The sequence below is a fragment of the Paracoccus wurundjeri genome (genome assembly GCF_030678915.1).
GTDB lineage: Bacteria > Pseudomonadota > Alphaproteobacteria > Rhodobacterales > Rhodobacteraceae > Paracoccus > Paracoccus onubensis_A.
Genome location: NZ_JAUUTZ010000011.1, coordinates 49,072 through 72,327, shown reverse-complemented (window position 1 = coordinate 72,327; position 23,256 = coordinate 49,072). Strand labels below are relative to the sequence as shown.

Below are 23,256 nucleotides of genomic sequence, written 5' to 3'. Positions count from 1 at the left end.
AGTGCCCCTTCGCGTCCTTTCATGAAAGCTGATCCGGACAGCAGGATAATTTCCGGTGGAATTGATAGATCCCGCTTTCGCCACGCATCCCTCCCATTCCTAGGATGTAGCTCCATATGAACAAAAAGACGTCAGATCGTACCGCCGTAGTTGTTCTGGGAATGCACCGTTCAGGCACCTCTGCGCTTTCGGGGGTGCTGAACATCCTTGGCTGCGAAGGCCCCGCCACGCTCATGGCCCCCAATGAAAGTAATGAAAAGGGCTATTTCGAATCCGGCAAGTTTTACCGGCTTCACACCGAACTTTTCGCATCGGCGGGAACGCATTGGGATGATTGGCTGCCAATGCCCGCAAGCTGGTCCGCCAGCCCCCCCGCCCGGGAATTCCACGAGCGTGCCGTCAAGACGATGACCGATGAATTCGGCCAGTCGCGCCTGTTCGTACTCAAGGATCCGCGTATTTGCCGGCTAGTCCCGTTCTGGGAGGATGTGTTCCATGAGGTCGGCGCAACGCCCGGATATGTTCTGACCCATCGCAACCCGCTGGAGGTCGCGGCCTCACTGGCCAAGCGAAACGGGATCACGAGGGGGCTTAGCCATCTGATCTGGCTGCGGCATATTCTTGACGCCGAGGCCAATACCCGCAATCGACCGCGCTGCTTCACCAGTTTCACTCAGCTTCTGACGGATTGGACCGGGGTCGCGGAAAAAATCCAGACGGCGCTGGACCTGAGTCTGCCGCGCTTTTCTTTGGGGGCCGCGACCGAGGTCGAAGCGTTTCTGGAAAGCGACCTGCAACATCATAAGGAAATGCCCGGGAAGATACTTCAAAGCCCGATGCTTTCGACCTGGGTTCGCGATACCTATGAAATTCTGGAGCGCTGGGTTTCCGATGGCGAGAATAGCGAAGATCACAAGCGTCTTGACGCGCTCCGCGGCGCACTTGATAGGGCGGCCCCGAACTTTGCGCAGATCATAAAAAGCGGCCTGGACAAGGCAGATACGCTTACGAAGGAACAGGCAACCATGACTGCCTGCATTGATGATCTGCGTCTGGACATGGCTGAGCGCGACGAGCAGGTTAAGCGGCTTGAGACTCAACTCGAACAAACGCAATCCCGGGTTTTGGAACTGGATGAAGTCCATGCTGCGCTTCTTGCCGAACGCCAGCAGGATGCTGCTGAAATTCAGCGTCTCAACAAAGAGATCGAACGTGAGCGAGCCGCCAGAAGTGCGACCGAGGCACGGTCAGCAGAATTCGACAGCCGCTTGCAGGTTCAGTTCCGGGAATTATCCGAGGTAACGCGTCTTCTGGCCGAAAGTGAAAAGCGCGAACAGGAAGGGGCTGCGCTTCTGTCGAAGGCAGAGGCCCGAAATGACGCGGAGAAGGCGGAGCTTCAGGAGGTCGCAAATCAGCTACGCGATGAGATCGCGGCCTTGCATAACAGCAGATCCTGGCGCGTCACACGGCCGTTGCGAAGATTTACCGACGGGATAAGAAGCCTGCGGAAGTAATCCCTGTCGGATTATCCCGATGACGCAGCTACGCCTTCTCCCGGCAGGATCGCCAATGGCCTGATGCGCGCCGCCGGACAGGAAAGGATAACCATCGCCGCCTTCATGGATAGCTTCATTCGGGATGGTTCCCGCGTCATCGGTTCATAGGAAATGTCGCAGTCTCGACGCTTTGACGGTCAGTCGCCGCGAATGCGGGAAATTTGCGCCACTCGTCCAGATCGAGTCCGGTCAGTCGTTCGGTCTCGGCGATGTCTTCCTGCATCAGCGCATGTATATCCTCAAGCTCGGTGCGGGTGAATTCCGGTCGACCCTCTGGTGGCGCGTCGGGGTCGTCGATGACAAGGCTGTCGCCGCGCCAAGTCAGGCTGAACCCCGCATTGACCGTTTTACGCAACACGGTTTCACGCTCGGGGATCTCCAGGAACGCAGTCGCCTTGCGGACGAAGCCCGCCGGGTCATCCCTGAGCTGGTCGAATTTCAGAAAGCAGAAAGCCTCGCGCGGATAGGCGTCAAGCCAGCGCGTCAGAGAAGAAGCATAACAGCTGGTTTTCGTTGAAGAAAGGCTGACAGGCATCGCGGCGGTGTCGCCGATCCGGATATCCCGGGCATAGCGCCCTCGCCGCCAATTATGGATGTAGAAGGAAACCGCCTTCTCGGTCGGATGGCGCATGCAGACGATAATTTTCGGCGTGTCGGGAATGAAGGACTTCAGGTTCTTCAGCGCCCGTGGCCATTGCAGATAGGTCGTCGAACCTTCGCCGACCCATTTTTCGTCCCGGGCATCGGCGAAATTGGTTTCCAGATACCGCTCGTACCGGGATTGGTCGATTTCCGGTTTCGAGAAGAACAGCGGTTCCTTGGGAGAGCAGAAGAACACGTCCGGATGACGGGCGAGTACATTGGCCAGATAGGTCGTGCCGGATTTCTGGGCGCCAATGATAAAGAGGTTCGGTGTTCTCATCACACTCTTTCTATTTTCTTATCAGAACCTTTCTTGCAGGCCCGAATGTAAAGAACTTGAGCTGCCTCCGCTAGGGGCGCGCCGATCCGACTCCAAAGTTTCACTGGCCGGCACGCAGGCCCGGCAGGTAAAAGAGTGCATGAACCGGTATGACAGATCGCGCGGCCCAGATGTTTTCCTGTGGTTAAAACCTGTTGCTAAATCAGGCCATGCAGCAGCGACCCATTCGCATCATCGACATGCGGCCCGGAATCGTCCTCCATGACCGGCTGGCCAATGAACGAGACATTGGGCAGCAGGCCCCCAAGTAATCCGTTCGAGCCATCAAGGATCTGATCAATCGCGGCGAAGATATCCGGCCCTTGACTGCCCTCGGGCGGCGTGACCGCCATATCCGCCGTATCGGTTGTCCCGAGATCGCCGGTGTCGGCCGCCGCTGTTTCGACGGTCTCTGCGACCTCAGCAGGCCCGGTAATCTCGACGGGCTCTGTCGAGGCAGTCTCCACGGCCGGTTCAGCGAGATCGGCGGCAACCTCGGTCGCCGCTGTACTCTCGTCTGCACCAGTTCCCGTCAGACCACCCAGCGCCGTGGTGAGCCCGCCCAGCAACCCATCCTGCCCGACGACCGTATCGACAACGCCGGTCACGGTTCCGGTCACCGTCGCGACGGTTGCCCCAACCGTCTCGGTCAAGGTTTCGGCGACACCTTCATCGCCCAGCAGCGCATCCGCAACTCCGGTGACGGCAGTGGAGGCAGTCTCCACGGCCGGTTCAGCGAGATCGGCGGCAACCTCGGTCGCCCCGTTATTCTCATCTGCACCAGTTCCCGTCAGACCACCCAGCGCCGTAGTGAGCCCGCCCAGCAACCCATCCTGCCCGATGACCGTATCGACAACGCCGGTCACGGTTCCGGTCACCGTCGCGACGGTTTCCCCAACTGTCTCGGTCAAGGTTTCGGCGACACCGTCATCGCCCAGCAGCGCATCCGCAACTCCGGTGACGGCGGCCGAGGCCGTTCCGACGGTCGCGCCGACAATATCCGCGACGACCGCCGTACTGCCATCGCCCTCGGCGTCAGGGCCGGTCAGGCCGTCCAGCGCAGTGGTGATCCCGCCCAGTAATCCATCCTGCCCGACCACGGCATCCAGCACGTCGGTTACGGTATCGCCTACCGTCGCCACAGTCTCTCCGACCGTCTCAAGGACGCCATCTGTCAAACCACCGTCGCCCAATAGCGCATCGGTCACGCCGGTAACTGCTTTGCCCACAGTATCAAGAGCAACATCCACGGTGCCGGTTACGGCACCGATAACGTCCCCGTCGCCCAAGGCGCCAGTCAATTCCCCGACCGTATCGGTCAACCCGTCCAGAAGGCCATCCGTGCCGACAACGACATCCACGACATCGACAACCGTGTCGGTAACGGTCTCGATCGTGTCCCCGACGGCCCCGATAGTATTAGGAATCGTGCCATCTTCATTCGTAAGCGAATCGGTCAGATCAGTGACGACATCCACGACACCTCCGACAACCCCTCCGACCGCGTCGCCGACGCCGTCCAGAGCTTCGTCATTTTCGGCCGGAGCGGCGTCGGGCGTTTCCGCTACGATCTCGGTGCTATCATCCGGCACTTCGGGCGTTTCGGGATTATCCGCAACGTCGGCCGGTTCGGAAGGCTTATCCTGGGCAGGAAGTGGCGCTGGCTTGCCGGATTCGATGCCCCCGTCACTTGGTGCCGACTCACCGAGATCAATCACCTTATCGACCGGCGCGGTCACAGTCACCGACTGCCCGCCCGATCCCGCCTGCCCGCTATGATCCGCCGGAACACCGGCGGCCATATCGGCAGATGCCGTCTGAATCGGCGCTTCACCTACGGAATCGGCAGGTGTTACCGCCTCTGCCTGTACTGCCCCGGTTTCGGCGGCGGTCGGAACCTCTACAACGGGAATATCCACCTGGACGGCATTCTGCGACGGCAAAGGCGCTTCGGCTTCCGAGATGGGCGCCGCGATCTGCTGTGCCGCGTCCGGGCTATCGGTCGCATTCGGGACAGGCTTCGGCGCGGTATCGGGCTCTATCGTGGCGGCCTCTGCCTCGCTTTGCTGAAGCATGGTCAGGCCCAGGCCAATGGCACCGGCAGCCAGCGTAACCAGACCGGCTTCGGCGGATGTTCCGTTACCCTGCCCACTGCCGTTTCGCAATTCCATGCGCTTACGAGCCTCGGGCTGTGCTTTCATGTCATGACTGGCCATGGCTTATTCCTCTCGAAAGGCATGGGTGATTTCATCCAGCAGAGGGCCAAGCAGATAGCTGACCATCGTGCGCGATCCTTTTGGAATGACGACTTCGGCGGGCATTCCCGGCCGTAACGGGACTTGCGACCGGCGGATCTCATCGGCATCCAGCCCGATCCGGACAGAAAAGTAACTGAGGCCGGACTGGCTGTCGGTCATCTTGTCGGCCGAGATGCTGATGATCTCGCCCATCAGTTCCGGGCGATCCTTGCGCGGGATGCCGGTCAGACGGATATCGGTGCTGTCCCCGACTGCGATACCATTGATATCCGACAGCGGCAGACGAGCCTCGACAATGATCGGGTTATCGTCCGGAACGATATCCATCAGTTGCTGTCCCGCTTGAATGACCCCCCCTTCGGTAAAGACCGAAAGGCCGACGATCTGACCACTGACGGGGGCAAGGATCTTACCGCGTTTCTCGACCAGAATGGCGGCATCGAGACGCGGCTGGGCTTCGGCCAGCGCCGAGCGGGTGTTCCGCAACTGGTCGGTGATCTCGTTGATCCGTTCGTCCTCCAGACGGGCAACGGCAAGCTCTGCCTCCGAGATTTCCTGCCTGGCGCTGGCGATTTCGGCGCTGCGGGACCCTTCGTCGCCGATCACGCCCGCGATGGCACGCTCCAATTCCCGGGTGCGGTTGCGCGAGGTCAAGCCCGAATCCAGCAGCTTATGCGCAGTTTCCAACTCTTCCTCAAGCAGCTTGCGTTGCCGCGCAAGCCCCTGAGACTGTGCGTCCAGACCGCTGATCTGTTCGCGCAACTGCGAAACGCGCGAAGTCAGCATCCCGGTCTCGGTCCGGAATTTCCGCGCGCGGGTCTGCAAAAGCGCGGTTTCATTCGCAAGTGCCGCGGCCATTTCCGGATGATCCTCCTTGCCATCCGCAAATTCCTGCAGACAGGATAACGGATCGCTCTGATCACGCTCGCATTCCAGCCGGGCCTGCAATGCCTGCAAGGCAATCACCTCGGATTCGGCGATATTGCGCGAGGCGCGGGCCTCCGTTTCATCGAGTTCGATCAGCAACTCGCCCCGGGCCACGGTCTGGCCTTCGATGACGTGAATCTGCGAGATCACCCCGCCATGAGGATGCTGGACGGACTGACGCTGCGCCATCACCTGCAGACTGCCTTCAGCCAAAGCGGAACTGGCCAGCCGCGCAGAATTCCCCCAAACCAGCAAAACCAGCAGAAAAACCGCCACGATGACGCAGCCCCAGATCGCGGGGCGCATCGGATCGCGGTATTCCGCCAGTTGCGGAACGGAGGCGGGCTGACTCATTCACTCTCCCCCATTTTTTCCAATGTACCGGCCAGTATCTGCTCGGGCGGGCCAAGCCGCCTGATCCGCCCGTCATCAAGCGACATGATCGTGTCCACGGTTTCCAGAACGGCAGGTTGATGGGTGATGACGACAATCGCACTGCCCTGCGCCTTCATGACGAACAGCGCCTCGCTAAGCGCACGCGCGCCGATAATATCCAGATGCGCATTCGGCTCATCCAGCACCAGCAGCCGGGGTTTGCCAAGCAGGGCGCGAGCCAGACCCAGTCGCTGGCGCTGTCCGCCCGACAGGCCCAGCCCGCCCGGACCCAGCATGGTGTCGTACTGCTTGGGCAGATCAAGGATCAGTTCGTGAATTCCGGCCAGCTTGGCGGCTTCGACGATCTGATCAACGGCCACATCCTGAAAGCGGGCGATATTCTCACGCACAGTGCCCGCGAACAGCCCGACATCCTGCGGCAGATAGCCGACGATGCGCCCGAACTCTCCGCGATCCCAATGCTCGTAATTGATGCCGCCGAAGCGCAAGCGGCCTTCCGAGGGCGATAGGGCCCCGATCATCAACCGCGCCAGCGTGCTTTTTCCCGATCCGCTTGGGCCGACAATCCCCAGAACCTCGCCCGAGTTGATGCTGAAGGACAGCTTGTCCAGAATCGGGCGTTTGCGGTTCTCGACCCGGTAAGAGAGGTCATCCACCTCAAGCGCGGTTTCTTCGCTGGGAACGATCGTGCGAACCTGCAGATCGGGGTTTTCCTGCAACAATGTGCTGACCCGTCGATAGGCCGATCTTGCCGCGACCGCATGTTTCCACGCTCCGACCGACTGCTCGACCGGGACCAGCGCGCGACCCATAATGATGCTGGCAGCGAATATGGTTGCGGGCATGATGATATGATCGATGGCCAGCCACGCCCCCGTTCCCAGCAGCAGCGATTGCAGCAGCAGCCGCGCGAAACGGATGCTGGCGGTGACCGAGGCATTTCGATCGCTGGCCAGGGATTGTTGTGCCAGCATGCGGCCGCGGTTGCCCTGCCAGTGCCGCTCGACGGATGGCAACATGCCCATGGCATGAATCACATCGGCATGTTGCATGATATTGTCGGTAAAGACGAAAGCGCGCCGCGACGAGGATTGCGCCGTCTCAAGCGCGGTCTTGGTCAGTCTTTCATTGACAAAGACCAGCAGCAACAACAGGGCGGAGCCGATCGTGGCGACAAGGCCGAGGATCGGATGGATCAGGTAAAGCAGCCCCAGATAAATCGGGATCCAAGGCAGATCGAAGGCGAAATGGATGCCCGGCCCGGTCACGAAGGCCCGGAACTCGTCCAACTCGCGCAGGGTCTGCGCGCCGGGGGACATGCCCTGTCGGGCCGCCTTGCGCACCAATGCGCCAAAAACCGGCCCGGCCAGCCGATCGTCCAGCAGGACCGAGCAGCGTACCAGCAACTTGCCCCGCAAAGCATCCAGCAACCCCATCACACCAAGAGACAGCACGAGAATGAGGGTCAGCATCGCCAGCGTAGGAATGCTTTGACTGACCAGAACGCGGTTATAGACCTGCATCAGATAGAGCGGCGAACTGAGATAAAGCAGGTTAATCACGCAAGAGAAAATACCCGCGAAAATAAAATATGTGCGCAGGGATTTCAGCGCATGGAGAACGTAATTCCCCTGCGCATCATTATCAGCTTCTTGAATATGTTGTGCCTCAACTACGGACATCGGCAACTATGGACGTCGGACTGTTCCAGAGCATGGCGAAACATCAGGCGGCTTCCATAAAAAAGCCCAGGCGGATTGGATGTCAAATACATTCCGCCGCAGCTGCATCTCAAATTAAAAGGCCCGAACATGAAGTTTCGCCCGGACCTTTTAAATATCTAACTGAAGCATTCACCTTAAAGGAGTGAGCCTGAGCCTCCCAAAATCGGCAAATCATCGGTCAAACCATCGGCGCTGCCCAGGATACCATCCGCCAGGCCAAGGGTGTTGCCCAGCAGCCCCTCGATGCCCAGACCGCCGCCATCAGCCAGGTTATGCACAACTCCGCCCGGGCCAATTACATTGGCATAGACATCGGAGATGCCACCGGTGATGTCGCCTTCGGCAAGGTTATCAAGCAGATCACTAACTGCGCCATTGTCGTTCAACAGGTTCCCTGTCGTCGTCGTTCCGTCCATCGATCCGGGAGCCAGCCCCTCAACAACGCCCTGAACTCCGTCATAAAGTGACGAGACGCCGCCGAAGAGGGAGCCCAGAACTCCGCTTACAGGTGAGAGAAGTCCACCAAGCATTGGTTCATACCCCTTGTTGATTCATTCGCATAACACTCAATTTTAGGAATTGAGCGATTGAAGTCTCTCTTGCTATGGTTGTGAAGTCAATTGTTTTTTGTTTTTACGAAATAACACCGGCGGCCGCAGTCGGCAGCCCGATAAAAGTGACAGAATTATGTCGCCCCCGGACATCATCCAAAAGTATGGAAATGAAACTTGAATAGCTATCAGGCACGAAAGATTGCAATTGTCAATTTTACCGGATTTCGTCAGAATTGGGGTTGTCAGGCGACCAGTTGGGGTTTGGTGGAACTTCTGAACCGGGAACTTGAAACTGAATTCTTGCCAAATCTGACATTCGTCCCCCTAATTCTCAGGCATGAAATAGATCGCCGGATTGACGCGGAATCCCGGCAGGATATCCATGATGCCATGACGGATGTCTGCACGGGCGGGCCGTCCGCGGGCAGGTCTCTGGACTATCTCGAACGGCTCACTTTCGAGCGATACGGCAGATATGCGGGTCAGGTCAGGAGTTCCGATCTGGTGTTTCTCCAGGCCGAAGGCACGATGGGAGGCACGGATTTCGTGTGCGGCGCACGGCTGCTGCTTCTTCCCTTCGTTGCCAAACACGCCTGGAAAAAGCCGGTTATGGCAGTGAACCAGACGATCTTTTCCTGCGATGAGTCATTCACGCAGGTCATGGCGGCGGCCTATAACAGTTTCGATCTGGTGGCTGTACGCGAGAATATCTCATTCGATGCGGCGCAAAACGCGGGTATCCGGAAGGTGTTTCATATCCCGGACGCCGCCTTTCTGACCCGCCCGCTGCCGGGAACCATCGATATTCCCGCCGGGCAGCATTTTGCGGTGACCGGCACAGGCTGGGCCGGAGATGAAACCTATCAGGACATCTTCATGGCCGCCGATCTGCTAAAGCGGGAAACTGGCCTTGTGCCGATGGTCATGATCTCGACGGCGGCGGACAGGAAGCTGCTTGAACTTGGCCGGAAACACTGGGGCGAAGACGGTTTTGCAACCATCCCCCCAGGGGTATCTTATATGGTCGCGGCCCATGCATTGCAGCGATGCCGCTTTCTGCTTGGCGGCCGCTATCACATGGCCATCATGGCAGTGGCCGTCGGAACGCCAGTCATCCAGCTTCCCGGCAATTCCTACAAGAATGAAGGGCTTTCGGCCATGCTGGGGGGATTGTCCCCGGTACGCGGCTTCGATGACCATAATGCCATCGCCGGAGATGCCGCTGGATTTCTGAACGATCCCAAGGGCACCGCATCCGAACTTCGGGCAGCGTTGGAACCGGTCGCAGAGCGATTGCAACAGGCGGGGTACTATTTCGCCGCTATTCAGAAAGGCCAACCGGCCCCGGTTCCCGAACTGCTTGGAACCGTTCCGGGCCAGCCGGTTCCCGCCGCGGCGCATTTCGCAGCTTATTGCACGAACACTCTCATGCGCGCCGAGGGATTCCAATATAGCCAGATCGCCGGCGACGGGCTGGGAAAAGAACCGCCACCGCATACGATATTCGCCCCACTTGTGACGGCCTATCATGCCGGAGATCATGCGGTGCGGAACAGTCTTCTGCAAATGCTGCGAAGCTTTCCGGGAAAGATCGGCGCGTCGCGACCGGACTTCAGAAATGAAATCTATCGATTGCCCCCGGAAATTCTGGCTCTGGCAGGCGCCCCCCGCCCCGCAAACCCGCAAGAACCCATTACCGGATTGCGTGATCTGCACCGGCTTTGCGGAGAACGCATAGAAGAGATGAAAGCCCGGATCGTGCCCGGCACCGCCCCCTCGCCGCCACGCGCCAAGGTGTCGGACATTTCCTCTCATATTGAAACGCTGCGCGAGGAATTCTCGACCAAATCCGAATTGCTCTTCTATCATGCCGCCCTTATCTGCCTGATCCGGCGCGGGATCGAGACATCGGATGCATTTACGCGCTTCAGGACCATCTGGGCCAAAGAACCGGATTTTCTGCGACAGGAGCTGGACAGCCGATGGCTGATCTCGGCCTGCGATACATTCGCGGATCATGCGTATAACCCAACCGTTCGCGCCTTGGCCATGACCGGATCGGTGCTTGTCAACACCGTGAAGCTGTATGAAACCGAGAACTGGGCAACCGGCCGCCGCGGGCAAGAGCTGAATTATCGCGCCGTCACATCACAGGCCCGGCTTTACGACGGAATTTCGGCTTTTCAGATCGGTGGCGGAGATCTTATCGCGAACATGCAGAAACGACTTGCTGCCATGCCGGACAGAAAGCACGCGATCTCGGCCATCCTTTCGGAACTGTTCAGCCGCATGCATACGTATGACACGGTTTTTCGCCGGTTCCGGGATGTCCATTACAATCCCAGATCAATTTGGGAAACAAAGCTGTAACCTCCATTCTCCGCACGCCTGGCCTGAATTTTCCCGTACCGGGCCATGGCTTTGCCATGCGCCAAACCCCGCAATCCCTGGGACTTGCTTTTAAGGCACCGGTATCGGAACCTTGAAACGAGAAGGGAGAACGGGCTGTGATCATCGATATCAATAGTGTGGCTGTGAACGAGGAAATTTCCGAACGTGACGGAATGGCCAAAGGCAATCGTGCAACCTACCTGAATACCGGCAAGAACGCTTTGAAAGCGGTGTTGCAGGTTCTCTCGGCGGCGAAGGTCGAAATTGGCAGCAACCACAGAGTTCTAGACTATGCTTGTGGGTATGGGCGTGTTCTTCGCTGGTTGCAGGCTGCGTTCCCGCACGCAGAGATGAAAGGCATGGACATCGACAAGAACGCGGTCGCTTCAGCGTCAGATATCCTTGGCGTCGATGCCCGCGTTCTGGATCCGTCTTTAAATACGCCATTGGGCGGTAAATTCGATTTGATCTGGGTCGGCTCTCTATTCACTCATCTGCCACGGGACGAGGCAATTCGGGTTCTGTCCTACCTGCGAGATCATCTCAGTGATCCGGGGGTGCTGGTTTTTACCGCACATGGAAATTATGTTCATGATCGCATGGCGGCAGGCGAGAAAACCTACAATCTCTCGGATGAAGGAGTGCGAAAGGTACTTTCTGAATATGCCTCCGGTGATTTCGCCTTCTCTCCTTATCCGCATTCCGAGACATACGGAATTGCCCTTACATCTCCGCTAACGATCTTCACGGCTCTTGCCGAGACCAGATTGTCGCCGATCTATTTTCAGGATCGTGGCTGGGTCAATCATCAGGATGTCTATGGATGCGTGCTGCAATGAATATGATCATGTCCTCGCTATCGCCTGCCAAAAACGACAATCCCTTTCTTGCGGGTCTCGAAACCATGCTGCTGAAGCAGGGCCGTCACGTCTTCCCCAGGAGATTCACCATTGCGTTCCGGGGCACAATCCACCGCGATCTTGTCGGCAAGCAGCCCGCCCTCGCCTAGCAGGATTTCAAGCTCCACTCCTTCCGCTTCGATCTTCTGGAAATCGAAGACCGTAATGTCGTTTGACCTCGCAAGCGCGGCCACGGTCTGCGTCTGCACAGTGACGGTTCTGACGATTTCACCCTTGTCCGGCACCAGAAGACCGTCATCAATCGCCGTTTCGCTGATGTTGAACTGCTGGGTACCGCAGGCATTCCACAATCCGCATTGCAACAGCGTCACATTGCCCAGACCGTTCAGATTCCGATTTGCGGCCTTGTAATTGATGGGGGACGGTTCCACCGCGATGACGCGGCTTGCCTTGCCGGCGGCGGAACTCGCCAGCCCGCCGATGAAAGAGCCACAATCCAGGACCACATCGCCCGCTTCGATCTCGCAAAACTCGGGGAAAGAGTATTTTCCCAGGATAAAATCGTGATAGCCAAGTGTCATTCTGTGCAGATGGCTCCAGAATATGCTTTTGGGGACCACCCATGTCTTATCATCGAACACGACCCGCTTCAGATCCGGATCCGGGTCGGTATCAAATCTCATATTCTGCAGGCCCGGCCAGCTTCCCGACGCAAAGGCTATAAACTCACCCGCTTTCTGAGAACCGAAGTTCAGATATATCTGGTTCCCCATCCGCGCGGCCATTTGCGGTGCGTTCGTCATCTGTCAATTCTCCTGCATGACGATTGCTTCTAAGCGGCCATGCTGCCCGAGATCAATAAGGAAGCCGCGCCCCCGCGAGTTCTGCCGGAACGATCAGCTATGCAACAGATCCCGGTGGTAACGGATCAGAAGCGCCAAGCCCAAGGCAATCAGTGTCAGCCCCAATCCGAAGACATAGATGGGGCTGACATAATCCCCCACATAAGACGGGTAGAAGGATTTGCGCATCTGCCCCACAACATGAATCAGCGGATTGAACCACAGATAGTCCTGAAATGGCTGTGGAACATTGTCAAAGATGAAGAACAGGCCAGAGATCAGGAACAAAGGCCGGGTCAGGATCGACCAGACGAATTGCCACCAGGCGAAGGCCGCGAACAGAAAGCAGTTTATCACACCGATACCGACCGCCGTGGTAAAGGCCATCAGCATCGACAGCGCGATGCCGGTTATTTGCGGGTCGGTTCTGGTCTCTTGCGTGAGATAGACCCCTGTGAAAATAAGATAGGCCACCAGGATCTGCGTCACCGAGTTGAAAATGACTCTTGCCAGAAGCGCATCCATGAAGGTCACCGCCGGATAAGCCAGAAGCGCCTTCGAATACTGAATCGACATGGCCACCTTCCCCGAGATGCTCATATAGGCCATGAAGGGAACAAGCCCGGTCGCATAGAAAATCGCGAAATTGGTCCCGATCGGCGGTGATCTGAAACCGATCGAGAAGATCATGGTCAGCAGGATGATGCCCCCGACGGGCTCGGCCACGGCCCACAGATAGCCGTGCGCCGTCCGGCCGTTGGTCGTTGACATCTCCCGCAGGATCAGCGCCCCGATGGCACGGAAACTGGCAAAACTGCGCTGCTTGTGGACCGGCCGCAGCAGGTTCTCTTGTGCCGATGTGCTGGTGCTGGGCATCTGGATCGCGGCTTATTGGCTCAAAAATTCGACATCATGTGATGTATCGGTGCTGGAACTGTTACGATAGGTTATGTATGAGGCCAGTTCAGAGATCAACCACCCGTCGAGTACCGTTCCATGCCGGATCTGAACGTTCATGAAGGAAATCGCCACCTTCCCGGGACGTTATGGGCGAAAAGCAGCGCAAAGGGGCAAAGGTGAAAGAGGGCCAAAGCGGTAAGCCGGTTCCCGGTAATGTGCAGAAGCGGCGCGAAATGAAACTGGCGGCCCAAAAGGCACCTGCAGCTGCGCCTGCGCAGCCCAACAACCCGCCGATTCAGCCCACCGCCCGCAAAGCCAGGCTGCACCGCCGGCATTTCGTGATCCTGTTCAGCTTCGTGCTGGGGGTTATTCTGCCAATCGCGGTCTCTGCATGGTATCTGTGGGCGCAGGCATCCGACCAATATGCCTCATATCTGGGCTTCTCGGTGCGCAGTGAAACCAGCCCGATCGCCTCGGGCGAAGTGCTGGGCGGATTGACCTCGTTGGCCGGAATCACCGATAACTCCGGCAGCGATACGGATATTTTGTACAAGTTCATCCAAAGCCACGACCTTGTGGCAAGGGTCGATAAAAAGCTGAATTTGCGGCAGATATGGTCCAAGGCACAGAATGATCCGGTCTTTTCCTATACCGGCGGCGAGTCCCTCGAGAATTTGCTGGAAGAATGGGAGCGTAAGGTCCGCGTCTATTACGATAACGGGATGCTTGATCTTCGGGTTCTGGCTTTCGATCCCCGGGATGCCCAGGCGATAACCCAGGCGATCTACGACGAAAGCACGCTTCTGATCAATGAATTGAATGACGTCGCGCGCGAGGATGCGCTGCGCTATGCCCGGGTTGATCTTGAAGAGGCACTGGAACGTCTCAAGACTGCGCGTCAGGCAGTGACCACCTTTCGCAACCGCCATCAGATGGTCGATCCGACCGCGGATGTACAAAGCCAGGTGGGGGTCGTCACCTCGCTGCAACAACAGCTTGCCGAGGCGCTCGTGCAGATCGGCCTCTTGCAGGCCAATGCCCAGCCGACCGATCCGCGGATCGAGCAAACCCAGTTGCGCATCGACGTGATCCGCGAACAGATCGGTGCCGAACGGCAGAAATTCGGCTCGGAAACCGCCACCGGAGAGGCACTTTCGGATGTCGTCGGGCAATATGAATCGCTTGCCGTCGATCGTGAATTCGCGGAAAGCACCTATACCGCCGCGCTGGCCGCCTATGACACCGCGCGGGCAGAGGCATCGCGCCAGTCGCGCTATCTCGCCGCTTATGTGAAGCCGACGCTTGCCCAGGATGCCGAATACCCCGAACGTGCCAAGCTGCTTCTGATCCTGTCCGGCTTCCTGCTGGTATTGTGGATCATCGCGGTGCTGGTCTTCTACAGCTTACGTGACAGGCGATGATCCGGCTGCAGGCTTTGACCAAAACCTATGTCCTGAACGGCCGCCGCAAGACCGTCGCAGACCGGATCAGTATTGTTTTTCCGACCGGCGTCTCGGTCGCATTGCTGGGCCGCAATGGCGCCGGAAAATCGTCACTTCTGCGGATGATTTCGGGTGAGATGCTGCCGACCTCGGGCGACATCCTTTCCGATGGCACGATCAGCTGGCCGGTGGGGTTTGCCGGCTCGTTCAACGGTGAGCTGACGGGCGAACAGAATTGCCGCTTCATTGCCCGCACCTATGGTGTGGATACAGACGAAATGATCCATTTCGTCCGAGACTTTGCCGAACTGGGCGAGCATTTCTATCTGCCAATCCGCACCTATTCTTCGGGAATGAAAGCACGGCTGGCCTTTGGCGTCTCGATGGCCGTGCCGTTCGATACCTATCTGGTGGATGAGGTATCGGCCGTGGGCGATGCGGCATTCAAGGAAAAATCCAACGCGGTCTTCAAGGACCGGATGAGCAAGGCCAGCGCGATCGTGGTCTCGCACTCAATGCGGATGCTGCGGCAGATATGCGATGCCGGCGCGGTTCTGGAAAACGGCCGCCTGACCTATTATGAGGATCTGGACCAAGCCGTCCAGATACATCTGGCCAATATGAAAAAACCCATACGGCAATAAACGACATTGCTGCAGAAAGGAGAAACTCCCGGACATGCAGATACTTCTGGTAGGGGCCGGGCTGTCCGGCGCAGTGATCGGCCACAAGCTGGCTGCGGCAGGACATAGCTGCCGGGTCATCGACAGTCGCGATCATATCGGCGGGAATTGCTATACCAGCCGCGATGCCGAGACCGGCGTGATGATGCATGTCTACGGGCCGCATATCTTTCATACCGATGACGAGGAAGTCTGGAATTACGTCAATGACTTCACGGAATTTCTGCCCTTCCAGAACCGGGTCAAGACGACTGCGCAGGGCGGAGTCTATTCCCTGCCGATCAACCTGCTGACGATCAATCAGTTCTTCGGCAAGACCCTGCGCCCCGACGAGGCGCGGGAATTCATCGCCGCACAGGCCGACCAGACAATCACGGATCCGCAAACCTTCGAGGAACAGGCGCTGCGTTTCGTGGGCCGCGACCTCTACGAGGCATTCTTCAAGGGCTATACCGAAAAGCAATGGGGCTGCTCGCCTACGGAGCTTCCCGCCTCGATCCTCAAACGCTTGCCGGTGCGCTTCAATTACGACGACAATTATTTCTTTCACCGGTTCCAGGGAATGCCACGCGATGGTTATACCCCGATGATCGAAGCAATCCTCGATCATCCGAATATCACCGTCGAATTGTCCACGCCCTATACGCCCGACATGGCTTCGGATGTGGACCATATCTTCTGGTCCGGCCCTTTGGACGGTTTTTTCGGTTACGAGCTTGGCCGGCTGGGTTATCGCACGCTGGATTTCGAGCGATTTACCCATCAGGGCGATTATCAGGGCTGCGCGGTCATGAATTACGGCGACCGCGACATACCCTATACCCGGATCACAGAGCACAAGCATTTCTCGCCCTGGGAATCGCACGACGCCAGCGTGTGCTACCGTGAATACAGCCGTGAGGCTGGACCTGACGACATCCCCTATTATCCGATCCGGATGGTCAAGGAGAAAGCCCTGCTTGGCGATTATGTCGCCCGCGCCGAGGCGACCGAAGGTGTTACCTTCGTGGGGCGGCTAGGCACATACCGCTATCTCGACATGGATGTGACAATCCGGGAAGCGCTTGATACGGCGGGGGTGTTTTTGAACCTTACCGCCTCGGGCCGAACGACACCGGCGTTCGTCAAACCCCCACTTTAGCCAGTTGATATATTGTTGATTCCAAATGTAAAATACGGGTCACATATGCAAAAACTACTGCACCCTCACAAGAGGGCTTACGTCGCGTGAAAATTCAACACCCTTTACATCCCAGCAACGCCTAAAACCATCATATAATACGCCCTTCGCTTGGAAAAAGCATTCGAAATAATCAAACTCGCCCCAGAGGAAGAATGGGTTTTATATTTTCAAATCCGGAGTTGGCACAAGCACTCGCAGATTATGTTTACTCATCACATTTTTAAAATCCACTAATCGTTTCAGATAAGTTTCCTTGAGACGCTTAATGGTGTCAGCATTCAAACGCGACGCAATGACATTAACTACACCTTCGGAAAGCAATTCATCTGTCGTCAGCCGTGGAAGACTATAAAAATCTGTCATCTCGGCGACGCGGTTATCATGACAAAGAAAAATTCCGGGACGTCCGGCTTGCAAAGCAGCAATACCACCATGGAATCGATCTCCAATATAAACATCATGCGCTAGCGCGGCCTGCCGCCAAGCGGAGGTCTCAGAAAAATAATAATAGTTCTGCATATTTACCGAAACGCCGGTTTCCCTACTAAGAAACTCGTTTAGAAGATCGCGATCCGCCCTGCATGTTGCGTCGTTGAAGGAACCCTTCTTCTTCAGGAGCCCTTCATAAGCGAAAAACTCATCCTGAAAGACATACGAGCTACGCATATCTTTCAGTGCTTTAGCTAGTTTTACGCCTCTGTTATAATTCCTTCCACCCTTTACTGTCAGGTAACCGGCAGTCATCACATCCGCTTGCTCGCCTTTCATTACAAGGGTCTTGTGACTTAAGGACATAATGGACGAAGGAAATACGAACATGCTTGGACAACCTAATGCACGGGCATTGGCAAAGCCATTTTTATGAAGCCAAGCTTCCGTTTCATAGCCGCGAACGGCAAAGATCAATGCGCGACGATTATAGATATCCAAAACTTCTTGGACAGAAGGGTGCATCTGAGACAATTCAGGTTGCCCTTGCAGTCCTGCCCCAAGCACAATAAACGGAACAGAATCACCGATAGCATTCAGCGCATCTCTCAGTCGAATAAGTTCTTTGGTCACCGAAATAAAATTAGCCGCGGAAAGCACCAAAAGATCGAAGCGCTGTGAAAGAACCTCACCTATTCGATCGCCAAACTGACGATGTAATGCACCAAGATTGGCAAATGCTGATCTACGTCGATCACATTCAAGAATTCGGCTTGGAGCTTCGCCATGAATGAGATTACCACGATTGCTTGTAAGGTTATGAGTCGCTCTCAGACCTATCAAATTCTCTGTGGCGGGATGCCCTAACCCGGATGTACTTGGAAGCCTGATCTCCGGGAGGTAGGATGATGTTCCCGGACCATGAAAAAGAATTCTCATTATTTTCCTACTTTCTTCGTGTCTATGCAGGCCATTCCCCGGCCTGAGTTGCGACCTTATGGCTCTTATAAGGTGGAAAACGAATACCTGTACAATTTAACAAATCTCAATGCTTCCAATTTTCAAGCCAATCGGTAATGGGCTTTGGTAATTTCTGTAAGTTGGCTTCCTGAACAAGCTCAGAGAAAATCGCTTCAACCGCCTCAGCTTCGGGTATGGAGCGACAGCGTCCAAAATCCTCCAAATCATGATAGAATGGTCTAACTTTAGTAATTTCATTCAATCGTTCGGCTATTGGCCGAAATTTGTTCAACAAGATTTCGCGATTTTCAGGACCAAACATCTCGATTTCATTATCGGTGGGATGGGGAATAGCATGTCTCGCCTTGCCGGAGGCGAGCCAGCCAACCAGTTGTCTGGCTTCTTTGCGCGGAAGATCATGTAGACCTCTCCTGCCTATCTCCGCAAACGCACACGGAACTGATGGGTTCTGATTTTCCGGAAAATCAATATCTTCCGGAAAAGGAATTTCCGATTGCTTTATAAAATCCTTTACAGCCCCACCCGCCGCTTTAACCTCATCAAAATTCCGGACGACTAATTTTGAGTCAAAGAAATAGTCCCTGATCCACCCCTCGATAAGTTTATCCTGCTGAAAGTGGGCCGTATCTAAATATTCCTCAAGCGCATTATCGGACAACTTGCCAATTTTAGCACCAAATTTCAACCGTTGCCGATGCCATGAAGATATATATTCATCAGGGCGGCGTAAGTTGCAATATATAGTAACGTCATATTTTGCGAAGCGTTTGGCGAGCCGTTCTATACTTTTACGCTGCTCGGTTAACCCTAAGAGCGCAAAAACTTCTGAACAAATAATAACAGAATGCGGATTCAAATCAGATATTTGATTTTCTATCATTTCAAACATCTGAAAGCCACTCGGCAAGTGCGGATAATAAGATGGCACACCGTGCTGATCTTCTTCGTTCTTTAATTTGAGCGCCAGCGCGTTATGTGGTTCTATTATATTCAAGCTCTCCCCAAGAGTAGGCATATCTTTTCCTGAAATGGCCACTCGCAAATTACGCGCAATTCCTTTGGAATCAACCGAAGGGTATAATATTCCGGCCTGCAACATACGCAAGTAATTGCTCGACAAAAAGCTTTGTATAGATGTAGATCCGGTTTTGAAGTGACCAATGAATATAACGAGCTTCAAATCACTTTCCTTTATTTTCGCCAAGCGGAATCCGCCAATCCATCATTCCCTACACCTTCACGATCCTTGGCCGAAACGCCACACCCCGCAGAATGGCGCGGAAGATCTGACCGCGCAGCTTCCAGGACACATCGCCCCGCTTCATCTGCTGATGTACGCCGTAAGCATAGGCCATAACACCCGGCAGCCCCTGTTCACGCCTGCGGAAAGAGGTTTCGTTACGGGCCCCGTATTTGAACTTCCAGAGACTCTTTTCATCGATAAGCCCGAAATTGACACCGCGATTATCGGGGGTGTCGTGGATGACCCGGCTTTCGGGACAGAAGATGCCCGGATAGGATTTCGACAACCGTCGCGTATATTCCGCATCGTCGAACCAGATGAAATAATCCGCGATCGGCAGACCATGTTCCTGCACCGCCCAGCGCGGAATAAGGACCGATACGAAAGAACATGAATCCACCAGCGCCCAGGGTTTTTCCGGTCGCAGAAAACGCGCCCAGTCCCAGACCGCCCGCGGCGTATTCATCTCGCACAGGCCGCCGTCGATCCACTCAACGCGCGAGCATGCGAAACTGGGCCGCCACTGGTGATTGCTTTCGAATTCATGAAGCGCGTCCAACAGCTTCCGGATCGCGTCCGGTTCGGGATAGGCGTCGTCATCCGAGATCCAGAAGTAATTGGCCCCCTGTTCATAGGCCGCCTTGATCCCTTCGTGAAACCCTCCTGCCCCGCCGATATTCTTCGGCAGGCGCAGATAACGGATGGAAGGCATTTCTTTTGCGCGCGCCTCGACCAGCGCCATGGTGTCATCGGTCGAGGCATTATCCACTACCAGGATGATTTCCGGCGCCAAAGTCTGCCTTTGCAGCGCGTCCAGCACCTTCATCAGCTTGGCCGAGCGGTTGAAGGTCACGATGACGGCAGCAATCTTGTTCAGCAGGGCCATGATCCACTTATCCCTTCCCGACAGTTCCGGCGGCATCCCGGTAATGTGGCATCAATGCCTCTTTCGCGGTCGGGTCCGCAGAAAGCCGGGCCCAGGCCGCATGCAACGCGGCTTTCTGCCGATCCAGAAAATCCCTGTCCCGCCATAGCCGCTCGACAATGCCTGTACATGTGCTGACGGTTTCCCGCGGAGAAAGCGGCAAAAGCAGATCTTCCGGGATAATTTCATTCTGCGCGCCGACATCGGTCGAGATCGGGATACATCCATGCTCGACCGCCTCGTAACAGACCAGCGCCAGTCCTTCATTATTCGACGGCAACAACAGGATGTCCGAGCGATCAAGAAGCGCGGGCACATCGCAATCGGCGGGTTCCAGCGTTACCCTGTCAAGCAGGCCAAGGCGTCGCAGCAGTTGTGTCAGGGGTGCGAGATAGGGTCCCTCGCCAACGATCGTGGCACGCAGATCGATATCGGCCTTTTTCGCCCAACCGGTCAGGGATTTCAGGATCTCGGCAAGCACGATGGGGCGCTTCTGGTAATACATCCGCCCGATAAAACTGATATGCAAGGAGTTCTGGGCGGTCTGCATGGATATCGGAGGCAGCACCTTCCGGTCATCCCTGGGGTCCAGCATCCGGCCAAGAACCACGTTATGCAGTACCTGGAAATGATCACGATAATAATTCGCCAGCTGCCTGCTGATGACATGATGAATATCGATGTAATTCGACCATACGCCTGAAATTCGGGGGAATCCGCCATCCGCATATTCGACGACATGGGTGCTGTCGATGGTCTTGACCCAGGGCGTCATCACCCGGATTTGCGGCAGGGCGTCATAAAGTTGGCGGCAATGGTGGTTGTGAACCACTCTGATATTCTCGGCCCGGATCAGATTTTCAAGATAGCGCGGCCATTGATCGTCGGGCAAGTAGCGATCAAGGCGGATGAAAGTGACATCCGGCCTGTCGGGCAGTTTCGACGCCAGACGCTGCAGGGACGGAACTCCGGCAACGACGAAGACCCGCAAACCTGCCTCGAGCGCCCAATGGATCGAGTCCAGCCCCAGTTTCTCGGCACCGCCGACCTCAAGCCAATGCATGCCGATCAGGATTGCCGGCGCCTTGTCGCTATCCGGTTCCGGTACAGCCGGCAGCAGTGAGCTGCCCCGGCTGAAAGGCAGACTGACATACTGATGACGCTTCTCGGCCAGTCGCTTCCGCCGCATCTCGGCCCGGTAGCGGATATCCTCGTAAAGGATCGGCGCGGCGGCATAAAGCGCGCCAAGCGGCCGGACGGGTCGCCAATCCGGATCCTGACGTTTGACTTCGCCCGGCGACGCTTCGCGCGGGATCGAAACGAATATGGTGATGACCGGTCCGGCCCGATCCGTTCCCGGGCATTCCATTCGGCCAAGAAATTCAGGACTCAGATGTGCAGGCTGAAGAACCGCCTTTCCTTCATGAATGGAAGGCCGCCCCCAGATCGGATTATTTCCCTCATACAGGAAGATATCCAGGTTTTCGGTCGGATACAGAACCCTGTAGATACCGATGATATGTTCGATTTCGGCCTGCAGGCGCTTTGACGCTTCCGGAGAGACAGCGACAGGCACATCATGAACGTTGTACATACTGCATTCCTTGCGGCAAGCTGGTCCTCCAAGCGCATCATAGTCATCAGGGGCTATGTACTGGAACAATCTCAAAAGTGGAAGTGAGAGCGGCGACAATCGCTTATGGGTTTAAAGAACAGCCCCCGCGCGATGCAGGATTTCCTGATGGCTACGCTCCAGACGGTTCGCCAGCCCGTCGCGAACCGCGATATTCAGCATCTGCCGGAAACGCTCGCCATCCGATCCGTAATCCCGGGCCTGCCGGCGCCATTTGGCGACAAGCAGGGGAACAAGTGGCCAGAACCAGATACCGGCGGCCACGCGATAGGCGATCAAAGCGTTGCGATACATGTAATAGGCTTTCCAGACCGGCCGCAATACGACCCCGCCATTACCTTGCCGCGACGCGGTGTCATGCTCGAAGCGGATTTGCGGCACGAAACCGATCCTCAATCCCTTGCGGCGCATCTGAAGCGTGTAAAGCTGATCGTCTCCGTAAATGAACAGCCTTGCATCGGGAAAACCGCAACATGCGATCGCTTTGCGCGACAGGAACAATCCCACAAAGGAGGCCATGTCGATCCCGATTGCTTCGGCATCTTCGGCATAGGCAGCATCCGCAAGATGAAAGCCGCGACGCCCCTGCCCCGTCAGGGTTCTGGCGAATTCGCGGAAATGCCAGAACGGATTGCGATAGGGTCTGTTCATCTCGCAGACATCGCCATCCGGGGTCAGGACCGCGGCGCCAACCGCATCCCATTCACCATGCTGCATCTTGCGGAATACCGCAACGGCGCCCTGCATCGGACGGCCGTCATCATCCATGACCACGACCCAATCCGGATCCGCCAGTTCCACTGCCTGTTGCAGCGCTTCCGAGAAACCGCCCGCACCGCCAATATTCTGTTCACTGCGCAGGACCGTCAGGCGCGGATCAGATTGTTGCCCCAGCCATTCCGGGGTGCCGTCGGACGAGGCATTGTCAAAGACAAGAACATCATCCAGCGGTTCCGCAAGCGCACGGGTAACAGTGATGCGCAGCTTCTCGATCCGGTTATGGGTCACTATTACGGCTGCGATCTTCATCTTCGTCCATCACTGATATCCCAGGGGCTGCGCTACCGGATCACGCCCAGCAGATAACACCGGCAATATTTTGCCAAGAGGTTCCGGGCCATGATCCGCCGATCCGGGGCGGAATATGCCGAAATTCGCCTGAATGCGAGTACAATCGGGACTCTGTTGCCAATTTTCGCGCAGCGCCTGCTCTGGGTCTGTTACCGCCTCGTGAGACCCCATGCAGATGGAATGGTCCAATCCACTCTTTTTCCGCCTGCGACAGTTTCCATCAAAATCGCAATGTCGCGCACCGACCGCCCGCTTATCGAATATTTAAAGGCGAAGTTTCAGGAAGAACGGGCACAA

At 56.4% G+C, this 23,256-nt stretch carries 18 protein-coding genes; 6 read left to right on the top strand and 12 right to left on the bottom strand.

The genetic code is table 11. The features are described from left to right. Positions 1-116: 116 nt before the first annotated feature. Positions 117-1,514, top strand: a complete 1,398-nt coding sequence (locus tag Q0601_RS12565; protein WP_305290184.1) for a sulfotransferase family protein — start codon at positions 117-119, stop codon at positions 1,512-1,514. 136 nt (positions 1,515-1,650) lie between these two features. On the opposite strand, the gene Q0601_RS12560 is transcribed toward Q0601_RS12565, so the two are convergent. From Q0601_RS12560 to Q0601_RS12540, 5 genes are all read right to left on the bottom strand, one after another. Further along, a complete protein-coding gene (locus Q0601_RS12560) occupies positions 1,651-2,478 on the bottom strand; it encodes a sulfotransferase family protein (protein ID WP_305290183.1) in 828 nt (275 codons plus the stop codon). A 197-nt stretch (positions 2,479-2,675) separates the two neighbouring features. Continuing rightward, positions 2,676-4,733 (bottom strand): autotransporter outer membrane beta-barrel domain-containing protein, encoded by a 2,058-nt coding sequence (locus Q0601_RS12555; protein WP_305290182.1) that lies wholly within the window; start codon positions 4,731-4,733, stop codon positions 2,676-2,678. Between the two features lie 3 nt (positions 4,734-4,736). After that, positions 4,737-6,056: an HlyD family type I secretion periplasmic adaptor subunit gene (locus Q0601_RS12550; protein WP_305290181.1), complete on the bottom strand. Its 1,320-nt coding sequence runs from the start codon at positions 6,054-6,056 to the stop codon at positions 4,737-4,739. Then, positions 6,053-7,780: a type I secretion system permease/ATPase gene (locus Q0601_RS12545; RefSeq protein WP_305290180.1), complete on the bottom strand. Its 1,728-nt coding sequence runs from the start codon at positions 7,778-7,780 to the stop codon at positions 6,053-6,055. The genes Q0601_RS12550 and Q0601_RS12545 overlap by 4 nt, the downstream gene beginning before the upstream one ends. A 176-nt stretch (positions 7,781-7,956) precedes the next feature. After that, the gene (locus Q0601_RS12540; protein WP_305290179.1) at positions 7,957-8,352 is read right to left on the bottom strand and encodes a hypothetical protein; all 396 of its coding nucleotides are present in this window, start codon (positions 8,350-8,352) and stop codon (positions 7,957-7,959) included. A 414-nt stretch (positions 8,353-8,766) separates the two neighbouring features. On the opposite strand from Q0601_RS12540, the gene Q0601_RS12535 reads away from it, so the two are divergent. Both Q0601_RS12535 and Q0601_RS12530 read left to right on the top strand, forming a co-directional pair. Then, positions 8,767-10,746: a polysaccharide pyruvyl transferase family protein gene (locus Q0601_RS12535; RefSeq protein ID WP_305290178.1), complete on the top strand. Its 1,980-nt coding sequence runs from the start codon at positions 8,767-8,769 to the stop codon at positions 10,744-10,746. Positions 10,747-10,883: 137 nt separating this feature from the next. Next, positions 10,884-11,606 (top strand): class I SAM-dependent methyltransferase, encoded by a 723-nt coding sequence (locus Q0601_RS12530; RefSeq protein ID WP_305290177.1) that lies wholly within the window; start codon positions 10,884-10,886, stop codon positions 11,604-11,606. A gap of 17 nt (positions 11,607-11,623) precedes the next feature. Here Q0601_RS12530 and Q0601_RS12525 read toward each other — a convergent pair whose 3' ends face one another. Both Q0601_RS12525 and Q0601_RS12520 read right to left on the bottom strand, forming a co-directional pair. Beyond that, positions 11,624-12,430 (bottom strand): FkbM family methyltransferase, encoded by an 807-nt coding sequence (locus Q0601_RS12525; RefSeq protein WP_305290176.1) that lies wholly within the window; start codon positions 12,428-12,430, stop codon positions 11,624-11,626. Positions 12,431-12,523: 93 nt separating this feature from the next. Beyond that, on the bottom strand, positions 12,524-13,345 hold the full coding sequence (locus Q0601_RS12520; RefSeq protein WP_305290175.1) for an ABC transporter permease: 822 nt from the start codon (positions 13,343-13,345) through the stop codon (positions 12,524-12,526). 200 nt (positions 13,346-13,545) lie between these two features. On the opposite strand from Q0601_RS12520, the gene Q0601_RS12515 reads away from it, so the two are divergent. The 3 genes from Q0601_RS12515 to glf are packed head-to-tail and all read left to right on the top strand — an operon-like array spanning position 13,546 to position 16,635. Further along, the gene (locus tag Q0601_RS12515; RefSeq protein WP_305290174.1) at positions 13,546-14,790 is read left to right on the top strand and encodes a hypothetical protein; all 1,245 of its coding nucleotides are present in this window, start codon (positions 13,546-13,548) and stop codon (positions 14,788-14,790) included. Beyond that, positions 14,787-15,455, top strand: a complete 669-nt coding sequence (locus Q0601_RS12510; protein ID WP_305290173.1) for an ABC transporter ATP-binding protein — start codon at positions 14,787-14,789, stop codon at positions 15,453-15,455. The genes Q0601_RS12515 and Q0601_RS12510 overlap by 4 nt, the downstream gene beginning before the upstream one ends. 34 nt (positions 15,456-15,489) lie before the next feature. Beyond that, positions 15,490-16,635 (top strand): UDP-galactopyranose mutase, encoded by a 1,146-nt coding sequence (gene glf / locus Q0601_RS12505; protein WP_305290171.1) that lies wholly within the window; start codon positions 15,490-15,492, stop codon positions 16,633-16,635. A gap of 201 nt (positions 16,636-16,836) precedes the next feature. Here the strand turns inward: glf and Q0601_RS12500 are convergent, their stop codons facing one another. From Q0601_RS12500 to Q0601_RS12480, 5 genes are all read right to left on the bottom strand, one after another. Next, positions 16,837-18,045, bottom strand: coding sequence for a polysaccharide pyruvyl transferase family protein (locus tag Q0601_RS12500; protein WP_305290170.1), 1,209 nt, complete (start codon positions 18,043-18,045; stop codon positions 16,837-16,839). A 106-nt stretch (positions 18,046-18,151) separates the two neighbouring features. Then, the gene (locus Q0601_RS12495) at positions 18,152-19,267 is read right to left on the bottom strand and encodes a hypothetical protein (RefSeq protein WP_305290169.1); all 1,116 of its coding nucleotides are present in this window, start codon (positions 19,265-19,267) and stop codon (positions 18,152-18,154) included. A 49-nt stretch (positions 19,268-19,316) separates the two neighbouring features. After that, a complete protein-coding gene (locus Q0601_RS12490) occupies positions 19,317-20,216 on the bottom strand; it encodes a glycosyltransferase family 2 protein (RefSeq protein ID WP_305290168.1) in 900 nt (299 codons plus the stop codon). Between the two features lie 7 nt (positions 20,217-20,223). Beyond that, the gene (locus Q0601_RS12485; protein ID WP_305290167.1) at positions 20,224-21,849 is read right to left on the bottom strand and encodes a glycosyltransferase; all 1,626 of its coding nucleotides are present in this window, start codon (positions 21,847-21,849) and stop codon (positions 20,224-20,226) included. Positions 21,850-21,960: 111 nt separating this feature from the next. After that, positions 21,961-22,917 carry a glycosyltransferase gene (locus Q0601_RS12480; RefSeq protein WP_305290166.1) on the bottom strand — a complete coding sequence of 319 codons (957 nt, stop codon included), beginning with the start codon at positions 22,915-22,917 and terminating at the stop codon, positions 21,961-21,963. Positions 22,918-23,256: the final 339 nt, after the last annotated feature.

What these genes read in the sequence shown, in the direction of transcription:
- Q0601_RS12565 (WP_305290184.1), top strand. Translation starts at nt 117, where the DNA reads ATGAACAAAAAGACGTCAGATCGTACCGCCGTAGTTGTTCTGGGAATG.
- Q0601_RS12500 (WP_305290170.1), bottom strand. Translation starts at nt 18,045, where the DNA reads ATGAGAATTCTTTTTCATGGTCCGGGAACATCATCCTACCTCCCGGAG.
- Q0601_RS12510 (WP_305290173.1), top strand. Translation starts at nt 14,787, where the DNA reads ATGATCCGGCTGCAGGCTTTGACCAAAACCTATGTCCTGAACGGCCGC.
- Q0601_RS12485 (WP_305290167.1), bottom strand. Translation starts at nt 21,849, where the DNA reads ATGTACAACGTTCATGATGTGCCTGTCGCTGTCTCTCCGGAAGCGTCA.
- Q0601_RS12535 (WP_305290178.1), top strand. Translation starts at nt 8,767, where the DNA reads ATGACGGATGTCTGCACGGGCGGGCCGTCCGCGGGCAGGTCTCTGGAC.
- Q0601_RS12550 (WP_305290181.1), bottom strand. Translation starts at nt 6,056, where the DNA reads ATGAGTCAGCCCGCCTCCGTTCCGCAACTGGCGGAATACCGCGATCCG.
- Q0601_RS12540 (WP_305290179.1), bottom strand. Translation starts at nt 8,352, where the DNA reads ATGCTTGGTGGACTTCTCTCACCTGTAAGCGGAGTTCTGGGCTCCCTC.
- Q0601_RS12560 (WP_305290183.1), bottom strand. Translation starts at nt 2,478, where the DNA reads ATGAGAACACCGAACCTCTTTATCATTGGCGCCCAGAAATCCGGCACG.
- Q0601_RS12545 (WP_305290180.1), bottom strand. Translation starts at nt 7,780, where the DNA reads ATGTCCGTAGTTGAGGCACAACATATTCAAGAAGCTGATAATGATGCG.
- Q0601_RS12525 (WP_305290176.1), bottom strand. Translation starts at nt 12,430, where the DNA reads ATGACGAACGCACCGCAAATGGCCGCGCGGATGGGGAACCAGATATAT.
- Q0601_RS12480 (WP_305290166.1), bottom strand. Translation starts at nt 22,917, where the DNA reads ATGAAGATCGCAGCCGTAATAGTGACCCATAACCGGATCGAGAAGCTG.
- glf (WP_305290171.1), top strand. Translation starts at nt 15,490, where the DNA reads ATGCAGATACTTCTGGTAGGGGCCGGGCTGTCCGGCGCAGTGATCGGC.
- Q0601_RS12490 (WP_305290168.1), bottom strand. Translation starts at nt 20,216, where the DNA reads ATGGCCCTGCTGAACAAGATTGCTGCCGTCATCGTGACCTTCAACCGC.
- Q0601_RS12520 (WP_305290175.1), bottom strand. Translation starts at nt 13,345, where the DNA reads ATGCCCAGCACCAGCACATCGGCACAAGAGAACCTGCTGCGGCCGGTC.
- Q0601_RS12555 (WP_305290182.1), bottom strand. Translation starts at nt 4,733, where the DNA reads ATGGCCAGTCATGACATGAAAGCACAGCCCGAGGCTCGTAAGCGCATG.